Below are 20298 nucleotides of genomic sequence, written 5' to 3' on the forward strand. Positions count from 1 at the left end.
TCGCCTATCTCCCAGGCTGCATTCCTTTACGCGACTTCAGAAGATCGAAGCGCTCGTCGGTTTCGAGTGGTAGCCATCGTTAGACCTTGGTCTTGAAATCAGACTCAGCGGTAAACCGCCCGACTCTGCGGCTAAATTCCGTATCGAGCGGCAATGCATCGAAATCTCCCTCGATCATAGACTCCTCGGCACAGCTTCACGCCCATCGAGGAGTCGTCGATGAATTCAGCAACACTGCTTCATCATCAGCAGCCGCACTCCTACGTCGGCGAGCGTCAGCCGCGCGTCGAGGACGAGGCGTTGTTGCGAGGATTGGGGCGCTACGCTGACGATCTCGCCGTCCCGCCGGGAACACTACATGCGGCGATCGTTCGGTCGCCCCATGCGCATGCCAGAATCCGGCGAGTCGTGATAGAGGCTGCCTTGCAGGTACCGGGCGTGCGAGGTGTGCTTACTGGCGAAGACGTCAAGCGCTGGGCAGCGCCATTTCCCGTGGGGGTACGTCAGCCCATGGAGCACTGGTGCCTGGCGGTCGACAAGGTTCGCTACGTCGGTGAACCGGTGGCGGTGATCATCGCCGAGGACCGTTATCTGGCAGAGGATGCGCTGGATGCCGTCGTGGTCGAATACGACATCCTGCCGGCGACCATCGATCCGGAAGCCGCCACGAGCGACGACGCCAGCGTACTGCACGAGGCCGTCGGCAGTAATGTCGTCAATGATCGCTACTTCAATTATGGAGACGCGAGCACGGCCTTCGAACAGGCAGAGCGCACGCTATCGCTCAAGGTGCGCTATCCCCGTAGCGCCTGCACACCGATCGAGTGCTATGTCGTTCTGGGTCAGTACGATCCCGCCGAGGGTGGCTACGACGTCATGGCCAATTTCCAGGGGCCCTACGCGATTCATTCGGTGATGGCGCGTGCTTTGCAGGTGCCGGCCAATCGCTTGCGGTTGCGCACGCCACCGGATTCCGGCGGCAGTTTCGGGATCAAGCAGGGCGTCTTTCCTTATGTCGTGATGATGGGGCTGGCGGCACGCAAGGTTGGGGCGCCAGTGAAGTGGGTCGAGGATCGGCTCGAGCATTTGCAGGGCGCATCGTCGGCCACCAACCGAGTCACCACGATTGAAGCGGCCTTTGCGAGCGACGGGCATGTCTCGGCCTTGCGCTTCGATCAACTCGACGACTGTGGCGCCTATCTACGGGCCCCGGAGCCTGCCACCACCTATCGGATGCACGGCAATCTCACTGGCGCTTACGACATTCGCCACCTCCAGGTTCGCAATCGAATCGTCATGACCAACAAGATGCCGACCGGCCTCAACCGTGGGTTCGGTGGGCCGCAGGTCTACTTCGCGCTGGAGCGACTGATGCAGCGCATTGCCGTGACGCTGGATCTTGACCCGCTCGATGTGATTCGTCGCAATCTGGTGCCCACCGAAGCTTTTCCCTACCACTGTGCCGCCGGAGCGCTACTGGATTCCGGTGATTATCGACGCGGCATCGAACTTGGTGTCGAGCAGGGCGGCCTCGAGGAGTTGCGTCAGCGTCGGGAGTCTGCCCGTCGCGAAGGTCGCCATTACGGGATCGGCTATACCGTGGCCGTTGAGCCGTCGATCTCCAACATGGGTTACATCACCATGGCGCAGACGCCGGAGGAGCGACGCCGTGCAGGGCCCAAGAACGGAGCGGTGAGTACCGCCACCATCAGTGTCGACCCGCTGGGTAGCGTCAGCGTCCACGTCTCTTCCACGCCTCAAGGTCAGGGGCATCGAACCGTCGCGGCCCAGGTCGTCGCCGACGTGTTGGGAGTTCCTTTCGAGAGCATTCGCGTCGATGTAGAGCTCGATACCGGCAAGGATGCCTGGTCGATCGCCTCGGGCAACTATTCCAGTCGTTTTGCCGGTGCGGTGGCTGGCGCCGTTCATAACGCGGCGCTCAAGATTCGAGCGCGTCTGGACGCCATCGCCGCGCAACAGTGGCAGGTGTCGGTCGAGGACATCCGCTTCGGCGACGGGCGAATCTATACCGCTGACGGTGTCCACTCCATGTCATTTCAGCGTCTCGCCGGCGCGACTCACTGGGCGCCGGGAACGCTGCCTGAAAGTGAAACGGGCGGGTTGCGCGAAACCGCCTTCTGGACGCCAGCCGAACTGACGGCGCCCGATGACGACGAGCGTATCAATAGCTCGCTCTGCTACGGATTCATTTTCGATTATTGCGGCGTGGAGCTCGATTCGCTTACCGGGCGCGTGACGATCGACCGCTACGTCACGCTGCATGACGCCGGACGCATGCTCAATCCGCAGCTGGTGGACGGGCAGGTGCGTGGCGCTTTCGCTCAGGCGGTGGGTGCCGCGCTCTACGAGGTCTTCCATTACAACGAGGATGGCAGCTTTGCCTCGGGCACGCTGGCCGATTACCTGATCCCCACCACCGTTGAAGTGCCGGATCCGACCATTCTGCACATGGAAACGCCCTCCCCATTCACGCCGCTGGGGGCGAAAGGCGTCGGTGAAGGCAACAACATGAGTACGCCGGTGTGCATTGCCAACGCGGTAGCAGATGCGCTGGGTGACGCGGTCGAACCGGGGGCCATCGAGCTGCCGTTGACGCCATCGAAAGTCCGCATGCTGATAGGGATCGAGGAACCGCCAAGGCCGGAAGGTGTGGCTGAAGAGAGCGCGCAGGCGTCGGCGGGTGGAGGTTCCAAGCTGAGCGCCAGTGACAGTGTCGAAATTCCCGCGTCGCCGCAGCAGGTTTTCGACAGCATTCTCGATCCCGACACGCTGAAAGCCATGATACCGGGCTGCCATTCTCTGGAGCTGACCGGCGACAACGCTTATCGCGCCGACGTCACCGTCGGTGTCGGCATGATCCGGGCCCGCTTCGATGCCCGCGTCGAATTGACCGACCTCGAGCCACCACACTCGCTGCGTCTTTCCGGGGCCGGCAAGAGCGGGATGGGCAATGCCGCTGGGGCGGCAAAAATTCGATTCAGCGAAATCGAAGGCGGCAAGACCCGCCTGGACTACGACTACGAGGTGACGGTGGGCGGCAAGATCGCTTCGGTGGGCGGACGCATGCTCTCCAGCGCCTCGAAGATGCTCATCGGTCAGATCTTCTCGCGGCTCTCGCAACGGTTGAGTGGCAGCACGAGCAAAGGATCGCTATGGCAACGATTGCGCGCTCTGACCGGCAAGCGCGGAGGTGACCAATGAAACCCGCTGCCTTCGATTACAACCGACCCACGACCCGTCGCGAGGCCATCGAGCAACTGGTCGAACGCGGGGAAGATGCTCGAATCATCGCCGGCGGCCAATCGCTGATGGCCGTACTCAACATGCGCCTGAGTCAGCCCCGGGTGCTGATCGACATCAGCGGCGTCGACGAGCTGCGTTATATCGAGCGACGCGACGGTTATCTTGCAGTAGGTGCTGCCACCACCCAGGCCGAACTGGCGGAGTACGCCGCACTCGCTGACGAAGTGCCGCTGCTGGCACAGATGCTGCCCTGGATCGGCCATTTCCAGACCCGCAATCGCGGCACCGTCTGCGGATCCATCGCGCATGCCGACCCCAGTGCCGAGCTGCCGCTATGCCTCGCCACGCTGGGCGGTGAAGTGGTGCTGGAGACGAAGCGTGGTAAACCGCGTCGCGTGACCGGGGATGGCTTCTTTCAGGGGATCTTGACCACCGCTCGACGTCCCCACGAGTTGATCACCGAAGTGCGCTTTCCGCTCAGCAAGGCAGGGCACCGCTATCGCTTCCAGGAGGTCGCCATGCGCCATGGTGATTTCGCCATCGTCGCCTTGGCCGTCGACATCGGCGAAACCGAATACCACCTCGGCGTGGGCGGTGTCGCCGACCGGCCCGTGGTGCGACGCATTCCCCGCGACGTCGACCTCGACGACGCCCTCAACACGTTGGCCTGGTCTCTCGAGGCGCAGGACGACATTCACGCCTCTGCCACTTACCGCCGTCACCTGGTACGAGAAATGGGACGGCGACTGATGACCGAAGAGATCGTCCAGGAGGAGACCGCCGATGTACGTCCGGCTCGATGAACGCTATCGCGTCACGCTAACGCTCAATGGTCGCGAGCGCAGTGCCTATGCCGAACCGCGCACGCAGCTGTGCGACTTCCTGCGGCACGCGCTCGGCGCTACCGGGACACACGTCGGATGTGAGCATGGCGTATGTGGCGCCTGCACCGTGATGGTCGACGGACGCGCCACACGATCGTGCCTGATGCTCGCCGTACAAGTCGAAGGCCGTCGTGTGGAAACGATCGAGTCGTTGGCAAAAGAGGGCGAAATGGGCGATCTGCAGCGCGCGTTTCGGGAACATCACGCGCTGCAATGCGGATTCTGCACGGCGGGGATACTGATGTCCTGCCACGAATTTCTCGGCCGCGTGACGGCCCCGAGCGAAGCCGAGGTGCGCGACATGCTGTCGGGTCATCTCTGCCGCTGTACCGGTTACACCGGCATCGTCCAGGCCGTGCTGGCAGTGGCCCGGGCCAGACAGAACAACCGACAGGAGATACCCTAATGTTCGACCTTGGCCGCAGTTTTCTCGCAACGGTAGAACGACGTCCGCGGTCGATAGCGATCACGGATGGCGAGTTCCGGCGCAGCTACGCCGAATGGCTCGAGGATATCCAGAGCGTGGCACGCGGGCTGGAAGCATTGGGGCTGGGCCGTGGAGACCATCTGATCGTGGTAATGCAAAACCGTTGGCAGATGGCAACGCTGCACTGGGCCTGTCAGTTTGCCGGCATTATCGTTACCCCGATCAACTGGCGCTCGACGGACCGGGACGTGCGCTACTGTCTGGAAGACGCCGAGGCCCGTGGTGTCGCGTTCGATGCCGCAGGCACCGAGGCAGTTCTGGCCTGCGAGGAAGCCTACGCCATTTCTCGTATCGCGGTGGGCGGCTGCGGCGACGACGCGGCGGTGGCATTCGAGTCGCTGCTCGGCGGGCAGGGCGAGACGCTGTGTCGCGCTCGACCCGAAGATATCTCGCTGATGCTCTATACCTCGGGCACGAGCGGAAGGCCCAAGGGCGTACCGCGAACGCACCAAGCGGAGCGCGCTGCGGCGATGGCGCACGTGGCCCAGAATCTTTATCGCCACGACGAACGCACGCTAGGCGTCATGCCCCTCTATCACACCATGGGGGTACGTTCGCTGCTGTCGATGGCGCTGATCGATGGCGCCTTCGTCTGCGTGCCGCGCTTCGACCCGGAAGCCACATTGGAAGCGATCGAGCGCGATCGGGTGACCAACCTCTATCTCGTTCCCACGCTCTATCACATGCTGATCGAGCATCCGACCTTCCGAGCCGAGCGTGTGGCCAGCGTCGACAAGATCGGTTTCGCCGGGGCGGCGATGAGCGCCGGACTGATGGCCCGCGTCGAAGCTGCCTTTGAGCCGAGTCTGTTCGTCAATCACTACGGCTGCTCCGAGATATACACGTTCACCATCGATCAACGAGCCAACCGCAAGCCGGGCTCCTCCGGTCGCGCCTCGCTCAATCAACGCATCCGGGTGGTGCCGGTCGATGCGGCATCCCCCGACGAAGTCCTGCCGGCGGGACAAGAGGGTGAAATCATCGCCGATCTGGCCGGAGACGAGGCGTTTTCGGGATATTGGCGGCGCCCCGAAGCCGACCAGAAGTCGCTCCGCGATGGGTGGTACTTCACCAGCGACATGGGCTACCTGGACGAGGACGGCGATCTGTTCGTCACCGGCCGTGTCGACGACCTGATCATCACCGGCGGCGAGAACGTCAGCCCCGCCGAGATCGAGAACGTGCTCTCGCTGCATCCGCAGGTCGAGGAAGTGGTGGTCGCCGGGCTGCCCGACGAGCAGTGGGGTCAAATCGTCACGGCGTTCGTCAAGGTGCGTGGCGCGGTGGACGAAAACGCTCTGAGCGAGCACTGCAACGAAGCTGGCCTCACACGCTTCAAACGCCCGCGCCGCTACATCTTCGTCGAAGACATTCCCAAATCCGCCGTTGGCAAGGTCCTGCGTCGCGTGCTTCTCGATGACCGCGCCGACTCCCTGGCCACCGATTGACTGTCGGTTCGCATCCGATTCACGTTCGATCCGATCCACGACCTGCTCACGATTCAACCCAATCAAGGAACTGTCATGACTCAACCCGCGATCAAGGATTTTCTGGCTTCCGAGTTCGACGGCTTCGAGGTGCAAATCGACGCCGATCACGAGCGAGCCGATATGGTTCTCAATCGTCCGCCGCTCAACGTGATCGCCATGTCACAGCGGGAGGTGCTGCGACAGGTATTCGAGGCGCTCGACGCCCACGACGATGTGCGAGTCATTGTGCTGCGTGCCGAAGGAGAGCATTTCTCCAGCGGCGGTGACATCAAGGGGTTTCTGGAGGCTTCGCCGGAACATGTCTCCAAGCTGGCGTGGAACGTGGCGGCACCGGCACGGTGTGAGAAGCCGGTCATCGTCGCCAATCGCGGTTATACCTTCGGCGTCGGCTTCGAACTCTCGCTGGCGTGTGATTTCCGCATCGCCTCCGAAACCACACGCTACGCCCTGCCCGAGCAGAACCTGGGCCAGATTCCGGGATCCGGCGGCTCCGCTCGACTGCAGAAGATCATCGGCATTACCCGCACCAAGCACATGGTCATGCGCGCCAAGCGCATTACCGGGGCGCAGGCTCTGGAATGGGGTATCGCTACCGAATGCGTACCGGATGATCAGCTGGAAGCCGCCACCCGCTCGCTGGTCGAGGAGTTGCGTCGCTTTTCGCCGCTGGCACAGCGCACCGCCAAGAAGTTGATCAACGACAACGAGGACTCGCCGCTGTCGGTTGCCATCGAGATGGAAGGCCACTGCTACAGCCGTCTGCGTAGCTCGAACGACTTCCGCGAAGGGGTCGAAGCCTTTCATGCCAAACGCAAGGCGGTGTTCCGCGGGGAGTAAATTCGGCGACCGCTGAACGCTGACAAGCAACGACACGATAACTAGAAAACGATAACGAGGAGTCACGCCATGTCTCAAAAAGATACCCGGGCTGCGTTACCGGGAGGAGACCGCGTCCATTGGTGGAAAGACCTGCGTTCGGCTCTTTCCTTCAAGTCCATCAGTACCGGAATCGTTGCAGCGCTGTTCGGATGCTCGGGACCCGCGCTGATCGTGATCAGTGCGGCAAACGCGGGGCGTCTGACCAGTGGCCAGACGGTGGCCTGGCTATTCGCGGTCTATTTTCTCGGCGGTCTGATCAGCCTGATCATGGCGCTGCGATATCGACAGCCCATCACCGGGGCCTATTCCATCCCGGGGGCGGCGATCATGAGCGCCGCACTGGTAACGATACCGTTCGCCGAGGCGGTCGGGGCGTTCATATTGAGTGGCCTCATCGTGTTTCTGCTGGGCCTCAGCGGTTGGGTAGGGCGCATCATGCGCTGGCTGCCCATGCCGATCGTCATGGCGATGATCGCCGGGGCGTTGATTCGCTTCGGCGTCGGGGCCGTCGACTCGGTGGGCGCCGCGCCGCTGATTGCCGGAATAGCGCTGGTTGCCTTCTTTCTGACATCACGCTTTTTGAAGTCCGTTCCGCCGGTACTGGTCGCTGCGGTAGTGGGCTTTCTGATGGCCTATTTCACGGGTGCCATCCAGACCGGCGGCGTAGATATCGCGATGGTGGCGCCACAGTTCACCTGGCCGAATTTCTCGTTCGATGCCTTCGTGGCGATATCGATCCCGCTGGCAGCGCTGGTGCTTGGGGCGGAAAACGCCCAGGCGACGGGGGTCTTGCTAGCCGAGGGATATCGGCCGCCGGTCAACGCGATGACGATCATCAGCGGCATCGGCGGCATTGTGGCCGGGCTGCTCGGCGGGCACAACGCCAACATTGCCGGACCGATGACGGCGATCTGCGCCTCCGATCAAGCCGGCGCCGACCGTGAAAAGCGTTATGGCGCGACGCTGGTCAATGGCGTGCTGTTTTGCGCCTTCGGGTTGTTCGCGGGCGGTGCGGTGCCGCTGATCATGGCGCTGCCCAAGACGTTGATTGCCAGTATTGCCGGTGTGGCGATGATCGGTGTGCTGCTGGCGGCTTTTCAGCAAGCCTTCAACAAACAGTCCGGTTATCAAATCGGCGCCTTCGTGGCCCTGGTAGTGGCGATGAGCAAATTGAGTCTGTTGGGAATCAGTTCACCATTCTGGGCGTTGGTCGCTGGCATCGCAGTATCGGCCATATTGCGCGAGGCCCCCGTCGATGGCGTATCGGCAACGCCGGGCGAGAACGCTCCTGTCGACGGCAGCCGGGTCTAGGCGGTGCATCGGTGACAGGCCGGCGCGGTGGTACCTGGCGAAATCGGGATGGCGTGACGTCAGGTAATCATCGCTTCGTGAGCGTTTTCATCTTTGGTCCAATGCCACCGTTGGATCGGCTTCAAAATGATACTGTGGGCCGTTGGCCATCAACATAATCGGGATGACCGAGAGGCACTATGTCGAATGCTTATCGAATCTTTCATGGCGGGTTCGGACGAATCGCCTTGTTGGATATGGACGAGCCGCTTGTGCCTCATGCCCATTGTGAGTGTCACGTCCTCATCAAGGCCACCGGGCAGAACACCTATTTCTCGGTGCGCGGGCGTCGACTACCGCTCACCGATGACACCGCCGTGCTCGTCAACGCCTGGGAACCTCACTATTACGACCACCAGGCCGGCGTATCCGAAAGCGTGATTCTGGCACTGTATATCGAACCACGCTGGCTCGCAGCGCTTCAAACGGATCTCTCCACCAGCGCTCGCCCCGATTTTTTCGCGCAGCCGTGTATCGAACTGACCCCCCGCATGCGTCGTCAGGCGGATATCCTGATCGGCGAGATGCTCGGGTTTGGGCCGATGCCCCGGGAAAAAATGGAGAGCCTGCTGTTCGATCTCTTGATATCGATCGTCGAAAAGCACTCCGATTGGCATCATCTGGCCAGATTGAAGGCGGGTACTGCGGGCGATTTCTACGACGTCCGTATCCGACGAGGCATCGGGCTCATTCTCGAATCCGCGCCGGGCGAGCTGGATCTCGATCTGATTGCTCGACAGTGTGGACTATCACGCGCGCATTTCTTCTCGCTGTTCAAGAAAACGACGGGCATGACCCCCCAAATGCTGGCCAATATGGGGCGAATGAGTTCGGCGTTTCAGTGGCTGGCCGATAACCGCCAAGGCTCTCTGGGCAATCTGGCCCAGGAACTGGGCTTCTCCGAGCAGGGGCATTTCACCCGTTTCTTTCGTCGTCACATCGGTGCGGCGCCGAGTCAGTATCAGCGCGTCATGGATAATTACTCACCCTGAAACGGGTCTTGAAGCGTGGAATCACGAGATGGAGTTCAGGCAGCGACAGCCTCGCTGCCCAGCGCCAGCATGCTCAGATTGCCGAACATGAAGCTCTCGTGAAGTGTCCGCAGCGGCCGCCCCTCCATGGCACCCACGCACATCAGCAGCGGCAGGAAGTGCTCGGGGGTCGGGTGGGCGTGGCGCGCGTTCGGCGCTTCCCGTGGCCAGTTGACCATGGCGCCGAGGTCGCCGCGTGCCGCCACGTCGATGGCCCAGTCGTGAAACTGCCGTGCCCAGGTATCCGGGGCGTCGTGGATGACGTGCCGGGCGCCCAGGTTGTGGGTGGCGGCACCGGAGCCGATCAGCATCACGCCGTTGGTTGCGGCCCATCGGCCCAGTGCTGCCGCTATCCGAAGCTGGGTCGCGGTATCGGCCGCCATGGGCACGCTGACCGGTATCAGCGGCACGTCGGCGCCCGGCCACAGCAGCGAGAGTGGCGACCAGATACCATGATCCAGCGGCCTGGTGGGGTCCAGGCGAGCGTCGATACCTGACACGGCGAGATCCTCGCTCAGTTGCCGTGCCATTGTCGGCGCTCCGGCGGCGGGATATCGCACCCGGTAGAGTGGGGCGGGGAAGCCGTGGAAGTCGTGCCAGGTAGCGGGTTTCTCGGCACTGCCCAGCACCAGCCCCGGCGCTTCGAAGTGCGCCGAGATCACCAGCGCGGCCGGCGGCCTGATCAACCGCGCGCCGAGATCGGCCAGAAAGGCGCGGGCCGGATGGTCGGTCAGGCTGAGATCGGGGGAGCCGTGGGAGAGATAGAGGATCTGGCGCGTCGTCATGGGTTTCGCTTCCGGGAAATGCGTCTGTCCGACAGCCTACGCCGACGGCCGCAGGAGACTAGCCCTCTTCCGGCGAACGGACGGTTTCGCTATCGTCAATATTGGCGTTTTCCATCGACGGAGATTGGAGGGCGGGGAGGAGGCTGGTTTACACTACCGAACCAAGCGTCCTCTTCGGGCGGCGCCTCGATCCATCGCAGTGGGGATGTTCGGCATGCGTAATGCCATCTATGTCACCTTGGCCGCCATCAGCTTCGCGCTGGGCGTGATCGGTCTGTTCCTGCCGGTGATGCCGACCACCTGTTTCATGCTGGCGGCGGTCTGGCTGGCGTCGCGAGGCTCGCCGCGATTTGCCAACTGGATTCGCAACCATCCGCGCTTCGGCCCGCCGATCCAGTCGTGGGAGCGCGAGCGTGCCATCCCCAAGCACGCCAAGATCATGGCGGTGATCATGCTGGGCGTGTCGTGTGCGATCATCGCTTTCACCGTCTCCCTCTGGCCACTCAAGGTGGGCCTGATCCTGGGGCTGGCGGGGCTGGCTCTCTGGATCGTGACGCGGCCCCTGCCGACTCTGCAGTGCCCGGTGCGTGGGGTGTGGTCGGAAGAGGCCCCCGAGCGTCGCTGAGCCCGGGGCCGGTATCCGCGTTCCTCTGCTCCTTCCTTCTTTGCTTTACATCCCGCCCGGCTTCTCCGGGCGCGATCCTGATTCGATATCGTTCCGGTCACGCGGGTAGAATGGTGCTCGATCGTCGGTCGTCGGGTCCGTTTCCAGTTCGGCCCGCCGTCACGACCTGCCCACTTCCACAAGGAGCGTTGCCATGTCTGGGATGCAAGCGACCTATCTCAAGGACTATCTGCCGCCGGCGTACCGCGTCACCCATACCGAGCTCACCTTCGATCTCGCGCCGGCCGCCACCCGGGTCAAGGCGCGCTTGCATATGGAACGCCATCCCGATCGCGAGCCCGGTGACGCTGAAACCAGCCTGCCGCTGGAACTGGCCGGGAGCGAGCTCAAGCTGATCCGTATCGCCGTCGACGGCCAGACGCTGGAGCCGGGGGAGTTCGAGGTCGGCGACGGCAAGCTCACCGTCGCGACCGTGCCGGAGCGCTTCCTGCTCGATACCGAGGTCGAGATCGATCCCGATGCCAATACCGCGCTGGAGGGGCTGTATCGCTCCAACGGCATGTTCTGCACCCAGTGCGAGCCGGAAGGATTCCGCCGGATCACCTACTATCCCGATCGGCCGGACGTGATGGCGACCTTCTCGACCACGGTGATCGGCGATCGCGAGTCGCTGCCGGTGCTGCTCTCCAACGGCAATCCGGTGGAAAAGGGCGAGTTGCCCAACAATCGTCACTTCGTGACCTGGGAGGATCCTCACCCCAAGCCGAGCTATCTGTTCGCGCTGGTCGCCGGCAGCCTGGAGAAGGTCGAGGATCACTACACCACCGCGAGCGGCCGCGAGGTGCTGCTGCAGATCTGGGTCGAGCCGGAGAATCTCGACAAGACCGAGCATGCCATGGCCTCGCTCAAGCGTTCGATGCAGTGGGACGAGGAGACCTATGGTCGCGAGTACGATCTCGACCGCTTCATGATCGTTGCCGTCAACGACTTCAACATGGGCGCGATGGAGAACAAGGGGCTCAACATCTTCAACTCGGCGGCGGTGCTGACTCATCCGCAGACCGCCAACGATGCGACCTTCCAGCGCGTGGAGGGGATCGTCGCCCATGAATACTTCCACAACTGGTCGGGTAACCGGGTCACCTGCCGCGACTGGTTCCAGCTCTCGCTCAAGGAAGGTTTCACCGTCTTCCGTGACCAGACCTTCTCCGCCGACGTCAATTCGGCGCCGGTCAAGCGGATCGAGGACGTCTCGTTCTTCCGCACCGCCCAGTTCGCTGAGGACGCCGGGCCCACCGCCCATCCCGTCCGTCCCGATCATTACATCGAGATATCCAACTTCTACACCCTGACCATCTACGAGAAGGGCGCGGAACTGGTGCGCATGCTGCGCCACCTGCTGGGGTGGGAGGATTTTCGTCGCGGCAGCGATCTCTACTTCGCGCGCTTCGACGGCCAGGCGGTGACGATCGAGGACTTCGTCGCCTGCATGGCGGAAGTGTCCGGGCTCGACCTCGAACAGTTCCTGCGCTGGTACTCGCAGGCAGGCACGCCGGAGGTCGACGCCCATGGCGAGTACGATTACGCCACCGGCGAATACCGCCTGCGCCTGTCGCAGCGTACCCCGGCGACGCCGGGACAGACCGACAAGCTGCCGCTGCACATTCCGGTTCGCATGGGCCTGGTGGGGACCAAGTCCGGCCACGACCTGACCCTGACGCTGGACGGTGAAAAGCTCGGTAAGGATGCCGTCATTCATCTGCGCGAAGCCGAGCAGACCTTCGTCTTCACCGACGTCGAAGAGGCGCCGGTGCCGTCGCTGCTGCGCGGATTCTCGGCGCCGGTGAAGTTGCGCTATCCCTACTCGCGCGAGGAACTGGCGTTCCTGCTGACCCACGACTCCGACGGTTTCAATCGCTGGGATGCCGGTCAGCGCCTGACCATGCTGGCGCTGGACGATCTCATCGCCGCGCACCGCAACGGCGTCGAGAAGGTGATGGACGTGCGCCTGGTCGAGGCGTATCGCAGCCTGCTCAATGAGCCTGGCGACGACAAGGCGGTGCTGGCGGAGATGCTGACGCTGCCGTCGGAGGCATACATTGCCGAACAGCAGCCGGTGGTCGACGTGGATGCCATCCATGCCGCGCGTGAGTTCGTGCGTCAATCGCTGGCCTGGCAGCTGCGCGACGACTTCCTCGCCGTCTACCGTGACAACCAGAGTGACGAGCCCTATGCACCGACGCCGGAGCAGATCGCGAGCCGTCGGCTCAAGAACGTTGCCCTGGCTTACCTGATGAGTATCGAGGACGACGAAGCCATCGGTCTCACCCAGCAGCAGCTGGAGCGGGGCGCCAACATGACCGACGTGCGCGCAGCGTTGACGCTGCTGGCGCACAGCGACCGTACCGATCTGGCCGAGCCGGCACTCAAGGCCTTCGGCGAGAAATGGGCGCACGATCCGCTGGTGATGGATCAGTGGTTCACCATCCAGGTCACCCGCCCCCAGCCCGATGTGCTCGAGCGCGTGCGCTTCTTGATGGGGCATCCGCTGTTCTCGATGAAGAATCCCAACAAGGTGCGCGCGCTGATCGGCGCCTTCGCTCAGAACCGGGTCAACTTCCACCGGCTCGATGGCGAGGGCTACAAGCTGCTGGCGGACGTGGTGATCGAGCTCAACCGCCTCAATCCGGAGATCGCGGCGCGCATCATCACCCCGTTGACCCGCTGGCAGCGCTTCGACGAAGAGCGCCAGGCGCTGATGAAGGCCGAGCTCGAGCGCATTCGTGCCGAGAAGCTCTCGCCCAACGTCTATGAGATGGTCGAGCGCGCACTGGCGGATGCCTGATGACCGCTGTCGCCCGGTCGGGCCGGGTCGCACCTGGCGTGCGGCTCGGTGGCCGTGCCGATAACCGGCCCCGGAGAGTGTTCGACGGATGAGATCGCCCAATCGTCATTTTTTCGTGTCGCTGCTGCTGTCACGGCTGGCGGACCAGATGCTGCTGTTCCTGGTGCCGCTGGTGATCTATCAGTTGACCGGCAGTGTCGCCTGGTCGGGTCTGGCGTTCTTCTTCGAGACCCTGCCACGGTTTCTGGCCTTTCCGCTGTGCGGTCAGCTCTGCGACCGTCACCGCAACGATCGGTTGCTGCGATCCAGCCAGCGCTGGCGCATGGCGACATGCATCGCAGCGATCCTGGGCTATCTGGCGATGCCCCATGTGGCATGGTTGATCGGCCTGTCGGCGCTGGTCGGCGTATTGTCGACCCAGGGCGTGATGGCGCGAGAGATGCTGTTGGTGCAGGCCTTCGGTGCCACCCGCTACGAGCGGCTCGTCTCCCACGCCCAACTGTTCGACCAGGTGGGGACGGTACTTGGCCCGCTGGTGGCGGCGGCGCTGCTGGCGCGGCTCGAGTGGGAAGCGGTGGTGGTGGTGATCGCGCTCGGTTTCGCGCTCGGCGATCTCGCGATCTGGCGCTGGCAGCGCCTGGCCAGGCCCGAGTTGCCGACGCCGCGGCCGAATGCCGCCAAAGGATATCGGGCGCTGCTGATCGCGGGCCGTCAGCTCCGCGTCAGTCCCGCGCTGCCGGCATCGATTGGCTTGGCAATGGCCGTCAACCTGCTGCTGGGAACGCTGCTGGCCACGGCGCCCGCCGTGGTCACCGGCGTTCAGAGCCATGGCGAAATCTACTATGGCGTATTGCAGGCCGGCGGTGCGCTGGCCACGGTGTTGGTGTTGCTGTTCACGGCAAGATCGCTGATACCGGCGGACCGGTTGGGGCTGCTGGCCTATGCGGCGATGGCGCTGGGTGGCCTGATGGCGAGTGTGACCGCGATCTCGTCGCTCTACGCGCTCGGATTTCTGCTGGTGATCGGTTTCGACAAGATGTTCAGTGTCTCGATTCGCAGCCTGCGCCGTCGGGTGATCCCCTCGGAAGACTTCGGCAAGACCACGGGGCTGGTGGTGATGCTCAACAATCTGACCCAGCCGCTGGGCGGGCTGATCGTGAGCACGACGGCGGGGTTTCTGGCGACGGGCTCGATCCTGCTGGCGGTGGCACTCGTCATGGTTATCGCCGGGGTGCTCATCCTGTGGCGCTACCGTGACCATGTGCTGCCTTCGCTGAATCGGCGATAGCCGCCAGGCTTGGTACGAAAAGTCGGCGGGTGCTGGCGGTTTTCGTCGACGCCTGACGACAACGGACCGCCACTGGCGGCCCGTCATGGGGAAAGTCAACAGAACGAAGGCGGTTCGTTCGAATGGGTGTGGGCGTCAGGCGTAGTGCACGTACATCGTCTTGCTCTTAACGTAGGCTTCCAGCCCGTACTTGCCATCTTCGCCGCCGAGACCGCTGTTGCGATACCCCTTGTGGAAGCCCTGGACGGATTCGCCGGCACCGCGGTTGACGTAGATCTCGCCGAAGTCGAGCTCACGGGTCAGCGCCATCAGGTGACGCACGTTCTGGGTGAACACATAGGCGGATAGGCCGTACTCCGAGGCGTTGGCGTACGCCATCGCCTGTTCGAAGTCGTCGACCTTCATGATCGGCGCCACCGGACCGAAGATCTCCTCCTTCATGATATCCATGTCGTTGTTGACGTCGGTCAGTATCGTCGGCGCATAGTAGTTGCCCTTGTCGTAGTCGCCACCGGTCAGCCGCTTGCCGCCGGTCAGCAGCTGCGCGCCCTGGCTCTGGGCGTGCTCGACCATTTCGTGGATCTTGTCGAGCTCCCCGGCGTTGATCTTGGGTCCCATGTCGACGTCCTCGTCGGTCAGCGGGTTGCCCACCTTGAGCGCCTCGACGCGCTGCTTGAAGCGCTCCAGGAAGCGATCGTAGATACCGGACTGGACGTACATGCGTTCGTTGCAGGTGCAGACCTGGCCGCAGTTGTTGTAGCGCGAGGCGATGGCGGCATCGACCGCCGGATCGAGATCGGCATCGTCGAGCACGATGAACGGTGCCTTGCCGCCCAGCTCGAGACGCACGATCTTGAGATGCTCGGCAGCGGCCTTGTTGATTTCGCGGCCGCCGCGCACGCTGCCGGTCATGCTGACCAGCTGGGTGATCGGGCTAGTGATCAGGTGATTGCCGATGTCACGGCCGCGACCGTTGATCAGATTGATGACGCCATCGGGAATGCCGGCCTGACGCGCCAGCTCGACGATCTCCAGCGCGGTCAGCGGCGTCTCTTCCGAGGGCTTGAGCACGATGGTGTTGCCCGCGGCCAGCGCCGGGCCGAGCTTGCGACCGATCAGCGCGGCGGGGAAGTTCCAGGCGGTGATGCCGACCACCACGCCATGCGGCACCTTCTGGATCCAGATCTGCTCGTCGGGGTCGTCCGCCGGGATGATGTCGCCCTCGAGCCGGCGGGTGTTTTCCGCCGCGAAGCGGATCAGGTCGCAGCACATGCCGACGTCCGCATCGGCTTCCGAGAGCGGCTTGCCTTGCTCGGTAGTGATCAGCCGGGCCAGACGGTCCCGGTTGTCCTGGATCAGATCCACCAGCTTGTAGAGATGATCGGCGCGCTCGACGGCAGTCTTGCGTGACCAGGCAGGGAAGGCGTCCTGCGCTGCCTGAAGCGCCTGGTCGGCGAGCTTTTCATCGGCCAGCCGGCCCCGTGCAATGACCTCGCCGGTGGCGGGATTGAGGACATCCAGCAACTCGCCATCACCGGTTAGCCATTGCCCACCAATGAACTGGTTGTAGACGTCGACGCCGTTCTGCTGCGCTTTGAGTGACTGACTCATCCTGATGTCTCCTTGTCTGACGCGACGACAGAAGCTGTCGTCAATCGGTCACCAATCAATGTGGCCTTGCGACCTCAAGGTGGTAGACGAAAGAGGGTATGACAAGGAGGTCACGGGGACCCAGGAGGAATAGGCATGTCTTTCCGCCGATTGTTGCAATCGGGAAGAGACCCGACTCAGCGAATCAGCCAGCTTAGTATCAGCAGCCCCAGCAGCAGCCAGACGATGCCGCCGACGATGCCGCCGCGCACCAGCGAGCGGAGGCCGTTGATCAGCAGCAGCACGCCAATCACCAGGACGGCAATGCTGAAGATCGAGTCGCTGATACCCAGCGAACCGGTCAACCCCTCGACGAAGCCATCGATGGCCTGCCAAAGGCCGCCGAAAATACCGTGCAGCCCGTTGATCACGGCGCGAATCACGTTGCCGATCGCCTCGCCGAGCCAGTTGAAGAATCCATCCATGGTGAGGTCTGTCCTGAAAAGTTAATCGGCGTGCTGCTGATCGCGCAGCCACTGGATCTCGTCTGGCCAGATCGCCGGCTCGACGGTTTCCAGTATCAGCGGTATGTCATCGGTGCGGGGATCGCGCATCAACGCGGTGAATCCCGCCAGACCGATATTGCCCTTGCCGAGGCTGTGATGGCGGTCGACCCGACTGGCGAACTCGCTCTTGGCATCGTTGAGGTGCATGCCGCGAAGATATTGAACGCCGACCACGCGCTCGAACTCGTCGAGCATTGCAATGGCGTCCGCCTCGGTGCGCAGGTCGTAGCCGGCGGCGAAGGCGTGACAGGTATCGATGCAGGCACCCACGCGGGTCTTGTCGTCGACCTGTTCGATGATCTCGGCCAATTGCTCGAACCGGAAACCGAGATTCGAACCCTGGCCGGCAGTATTTTCGATCACCGCGACCACCGAGCGGGTCGCCGCATGGGTCTCGTTGATCGACTCCGCGATCCGCGCCAGGCAGTCGCGCTCGCTGATCTTGTTGAGATGACTGCCAGGATGGAAGTTGAGCAGCGTCAGCCCCAGTTGCTCACAGCGCTGACACTCGTCGAGAAAGGCCGCGCGGGATTTGGCCAGCCCCTCCGGATCGGGATGGCCCAGATTGATCAGGTAGCTGTCGTGGGGGAGTATCTGCGCCGGGCCGAAACCCTGCTCGCGACAGGCGATCTTGAATGCTTCGATCGTACGCTCTTCCAGGGGCTTGGCCTGCCACTGGCGCTGATTCTTGGTGAACAGCGCAAAAGCGTTGGCGCCGATCTCGGTGGCGCGACTCACGGCCTGATCGACACCGCCCGCAGCGCTGACGTGGGCTCCGATGGTTTTCATGAGGTCATCCAATCCTTGGGCTGGCGCTCGCAGTGTAGCAGCCGCGCCATGGCGGTGTCCCGAGGCGGGAGGGGGAGGCAAGGCGGTAGTGAAGAGTCGCTGCGCGATGCCGATAACTGTTCTGATCGGCATGCCCGCTGACACCCGGTGGATTCACCGGCACTGACTACAAGATCGTGAGAGACGCCATGAATTCATCCGCTTCGCCCAGGGACCTGCTGACCGGTGTCTATGTTCGCGCCAATCGTCTGATGGCGCTGCTGCTGGTCGTCCTTGGTATCGCGACACTGGGAATGGCCGCCGTTCATGGTCTGTGGTGGCCCGCCATCGTGGTGGGGTTGCCGGCCAGTATCGTACCCATCGTGATGATCTGGTGCTGGCCGGCCGCGCTGACGACGCGGCTGTGCGTGGCGACGGCGTTCATGGTCCATGCGGGGCTGCAGATCCATCTGCTGCTGGGGATGATCGAGGGGCACTTCGTCATCTTCGTGCTGCTGTCGACCCTGCTGGCGTATCGCGACTGGCGAGTGCTTGCCTGCGGCGCAGGAGTGATAGCGGGTCACCACCTGCTGTTCTGCTACCTGCAACATCAGGGGTGGGACATCTATGTGATGCCGCAATCGCACATGATGGCGTATCTGCCGATGGTCCTGATCCATGCGGCCTACGTGATTGTCCAGACGGTGGTGCTGGGGTTCCTGGCGCGCCAGATGGCACGCGACGCCATCAGCGCCGAGGAACTGAGCCGTCTCAGCCGGCATATCGGGCGCCACGAAGGCATCTTCGATCTCGGATTCGACGACACGACGATGCGCAGCCACGTCGGTAGCGAGTTCAAGCGTACGATGCAGGTCGTGCGCGCGACGCTTGGACGCGTGAAGGCGACGCTCGTCGAGGTTGCGGCGGTATCCACCACGATCAACCACGGCAACGACGAGCTCGCTGATCGCAATCGCCGGCAGGAGGCGGCGCTGGTCCGCACCCAGGGTAAGCTCGAGGCGGTCGGCGGCTCCGTGCAGGAGAACAGCGACCATGCCCGGCGCGCCAGTACGCTGGCCAGCGAAGCCGGCGACGTGGCGGACGAGGGCCAGCGGATGGTAAACGCATTGACGGGGGCCATGCACCAGCTGCGCGAAAGCTCGAACAGGATCACCGAGATCACCGATCTGATCGACAGCATTGCCTTCCAGACCAATATCCTGGCGCTCAATGCCGCCGTGGAGGCGGCGCGTGCAGGGGAGAGCGGACGTGGCTTTGCGGTCGTCGCCGGCGAAGTGCAGGCGCTGGCGAATCGCAGCGCCGAAGCGTCCCGCGATATCAGGGCGCTGATCGGCGAATCTCGGCAGCAAGTCGTGAACGGTACCGCCAGGGCGGAAGACGTCGCGCGTACCATGACCGACATGCTTGGCCGGACGAACGACGTCGCCCGGTTGATCGACGGAATCAGCCAGGCCTGTAGCCGACAGAGCGACGATATCGGCGAGGTCAACGCCGATCTGCGTGGGATCGCCCAGGACACCGAGGAGAACGGAACCCTGGTCGAGAGCGTCTCGCACGCCTCCGAGCGGCTGCGTCAGCAATCCTCTCTGCTGGATGAAGCGGTCTCATCCTTCGACCTGGGGAAGACGATCGGGGCGGAAGCATCGTCGCCATCGAACCGCTCTCTGGCGGGAGCGGGCACCCGGGGGAAACAAGCGCTTCCTCAGGTGACCGGCCGCGCGCCGGCGACAGTGGAGTAACCCGATCAACTGGCAGTGAACGACAGTCCGTCGCTGATCGCGCGCAACCGCTCCATGGCCTCGTCGCTGGAGAACGGCGGCTGGCGAGGTGGATCGTAAACCTTGCCATTGGTTCCCTCCACGATCAGGTCGATGGCGTAGCAGGTGTCGTTGACCACGGCGCGATAGCCTTCGGCGTTCTGGAAGTGGCTCATACCGGCGTCGCCGAGGGTGAAGCCGGTAAACGCCTCTCCCGCCAGGGTGGTCTTCGAGGGCATGGCCTGGGCGTTGGCGGGCAGGCTCAGGCAGTTGGCCACGGCCTTGGCGTCACGGCTTGCGCCCAGGCGCCACAGGGCGGTCGCCACGTCGTCGGATTCGGGGAGTTCCAGCAGGAGCAGGCGATCGCCGGGAGCGTCGCTCGACAGTTGCCAGCCGCCGTTGTCGAAATAGCCAGAGACCTCGCCATCGACGCGTGTCAACGAGGCGTCGTATCGCACCTCGAGCGGGTAACTCGCCGCCCGGAAGGTCTCCTTGGCAGCGTCGGTATCCTGATTCGAATCGTCCCGCTGCTGGCAGGCACTCAAGGTAACGCCGGCACAGAGGGTGAGAGCGAGGGTCAACGAGAGTCTGGGCATCGATATATCCTTCGGACGGTAAACGCATGACCGGGTTGGAATTGCGCGGTCAAGCGTAGCCGATAGCGTGGC

The 20298-nt window shown here is 63.2% G+C and carries 16 protein-coding genes; 11 read left to right on the plus strand and 5 right to left on the minus strand.

Going from position 1 to position 20298, the window contains the following annotated elements:
- Positions 1–219: 219 nt before the first annotated feature.
- From AAGT95_RS13215 to AAGT95_RS13245, 7 genes are all read left to right on the plus strand, one after another.
- Positions 220–3222 carry a xanthine dehydrogenase family protein molybdopterin-binding subunit gene (locus AAGT95_RS13215; protein ID WP_342594069.1) on the plus strand — a complete coding sequence of 1001 codons (3003 nt, stop codon included), beginning with the start codon at positions 220–222 and terminating at the stop codon, positions 3220–3222.
- Positions 3219–4067 (plus strand): FAD binding domain-containing protein, encoded by an 849-nt coding sequence (locus AAGT95_RS13220; RefSeq protein ID WP_342594070.1) that lies wholly within the window; start codon positions 3219–3221, stop codon positions 4065–4067. The genes AAGT95_RS13215 and AAGT95_RS13220 overlap by 4 nt, the downstream gene beginning before the upstream one ends.
- Positions 4048–4554 (plus strand): (2Fe-2S)-binding protein, encoded by a 507-nt coding sequence (locus AAGT95_RS13225; RefSeq protein ID WP_342594071.1) that lies wholly within the window; start codon positions 4048–4050, stop codon positions 4552–4554. The genes AAGT95_RS13220 and AAGT95_RS13225 overlap by 20 nt, the downstream gene beginning before the upstream one ends.
- Positions 4554–6083, plus strand: coding sequence for an AMP-binding protein (locus AAGT95_RS13230; RefSeq protein WP_342594072.1), 1530 nt, complete (start codon positions 4554–4556; stop codon positions 6081–6083). The genes AAGT95_RS13225 and AAGT95_RS13230 overlap by 1 nt, the downstream gene beginning before the upstream one ends.
- Positions 6084–6158: 75 nt before the next feature.
- Entirely contained in the window at positions 6159–6962 is an 804-nt protein-coding gene (locus tag AAGT95_RS13235) for an enoyl-CoA hydratase/isomerase family protein (RefSeq protein WP_342594073.1), read from the plus strand.
- Positions 6963–7031: 69 nt separating this feature from the next.
- Positions 7032–8315, plus strand: a complete 1284-nt coding sequence (locus tag AAGT95_RS13240) for a benzoate/H(+) symporter BenE family transporter (RefSeq protein ID WP_342594074.1) — start codon at positions 7032–7034, stop codon at positions 8313–8315.
- A 179-nt stretch (positions 8316–8494) separates the two neighbouring features.
- Positions 8495–9346, plus strand: coding sequence for an AraC family transcriptional regulator (locus AAGT95_RS13245; protein ID WP_342594075.1), 852 nt, complete (start codon positions 8495–8497; stop codon positions 9344–9346).
- Positions 9347–9381: 35 nt separating this feature from the next.
- Here the strand turns inward: AAGT95_RS13245 and AAGT95_RS13250 are convergent, their stop codons facing one another.
- On the minus strand, positions 9382–10170 hold the full coding sequence (locus AAGT95_RS13250; RefSeq protein ID WP_342594076.1) for a class III extradiol ring-cleavage dioxygenase: 789 nt from the start codon (positions 10168–10170) through the stop codon (positions 9382–9384).
- Between the two features lie 214 nt (positions 10171–10384).
- Between AAGT95_RS13250 and AAGT95_RS13255 the strand changes: the two genes are divergently transcribed.
- From AAGT95_RS13255 to AAGT95_RS13265, 3 genes are all read left to right on the plus strand, one after another.
- Entirely contained in the window at positions 10385–10795 is a 411-nt protein-coding gene (locus tag AAGT95_RS13255; protein ID WP_342594077.1) for a YbaN family protein, read from the plus strand.
- Between the two features lie 193 nt (positions 10796–10988).
- On the plus strand, positions 10989–13640 hold the full coding sequence (pepN, locus tag AAGT95_RS13260) for an aminopeptidase N (RefSeq protein WP_342594078.1): 2652 nt from the start codon (positions 10989–10991) through the stop codon (positions 13638–13640).
- A gap of 88 nt (positions 13641–13728) precedes the next feature.
- Entirely contained in the window at positions 13729–14928 is a 1200-nt protein-coding gene (locus AAGT95_RS13265; RefSeq protein WP_342594079.1) for an MFS transporter, read from the plus strand.
- Positions 14929–15063: 135 nt separating this feature from the next.
- Here AAGT95_RS13265 and aldA read toward each other — a convergent pair whose 3' ends face one another.
- The 3 genes from aldA to nfo form a co-directional block, all read right to left on the minus strand.
- Positions 15064–16539 carry an aldehyde dehydrogenase gene (gene aldA / locus AAGT95_RS13270; RefSeq protein WP_342594080.1) on the minus strand — a complete coding sequence of 492 codons (1476 nt, stop codon included), beginning with the start codon at positions 16537–16539 and terminating at the stop codon, positions 15064–15066.
- A gap of 176 nt (positions 16540–16715) precedes the next feature.
- Positions 16716–17003 (minus strand): hypothetical protein, encoded by a 288-nt coding sequence (locus tag AAGT95_RS13275; RefSeq protein ID WP_110717040.1) that lies wholly within the window; start codon positions 17001–17003, stop codon positions 16716–16718.
- 21 nt (positions 17004–17024) lie between these two features.
- On the minus strand, positions 17025–17873 hold the full coding sequence (gene nfo, locus AAGT95_RS13280; protein WP_342594081.1) for a deoxyribonuclease IV: 849 nt from the start codon (positions 17871–17873) through the stop codon (positions 17025–17027).
- A 188-nt stretch (positions 17874–18061) separates the two neighbouring features.
- Between nfo and AAGT95_RS13285 the strand changes: the two genes are divergently transcribed.
- Positions 18062–19612 carry a methyl-accepting chemotaxis protein gene (locus tag AAGT95_RS13285; RefSeq protein ID WP_342594082.1) on the plus strand — a complete coding sequence of 517 codons (1551 nt, stop codon included), beginning with the start codon at positions 18062–18064 and terminating at the stop codon, positions 19610–19612.
- Between the two features lie 5 nt (positions 19613–19617).
- Here AAGT95_RS13285 and AAGT95_RS13290 read toward each other — a convergent pair whose 3' ends face one another.
- A complete protein-coding gene (locus AAGT95_RS13290) occupies positions 19618–20226 on the minus strand; it encodes a hypothetical protein (RefSeq protein ID WP_342594083.1) in 609 nt (202 codons plus the stop codon).
- Between the last annotated feature and the right edge of the window lie 72 nt (positions 20227–20298).

Origin of the sequence: Salinicola lusitanus, from assembly GCF_038648475.1 — a bacterium.
GTDB classification, from domain to species: domain Bacteria; phylum Pseudomonadota; class Gammaproteobacteria; order Pseudomonadales; family Halomonadaceae; genus Salinicola; species Salinicola lusitanus.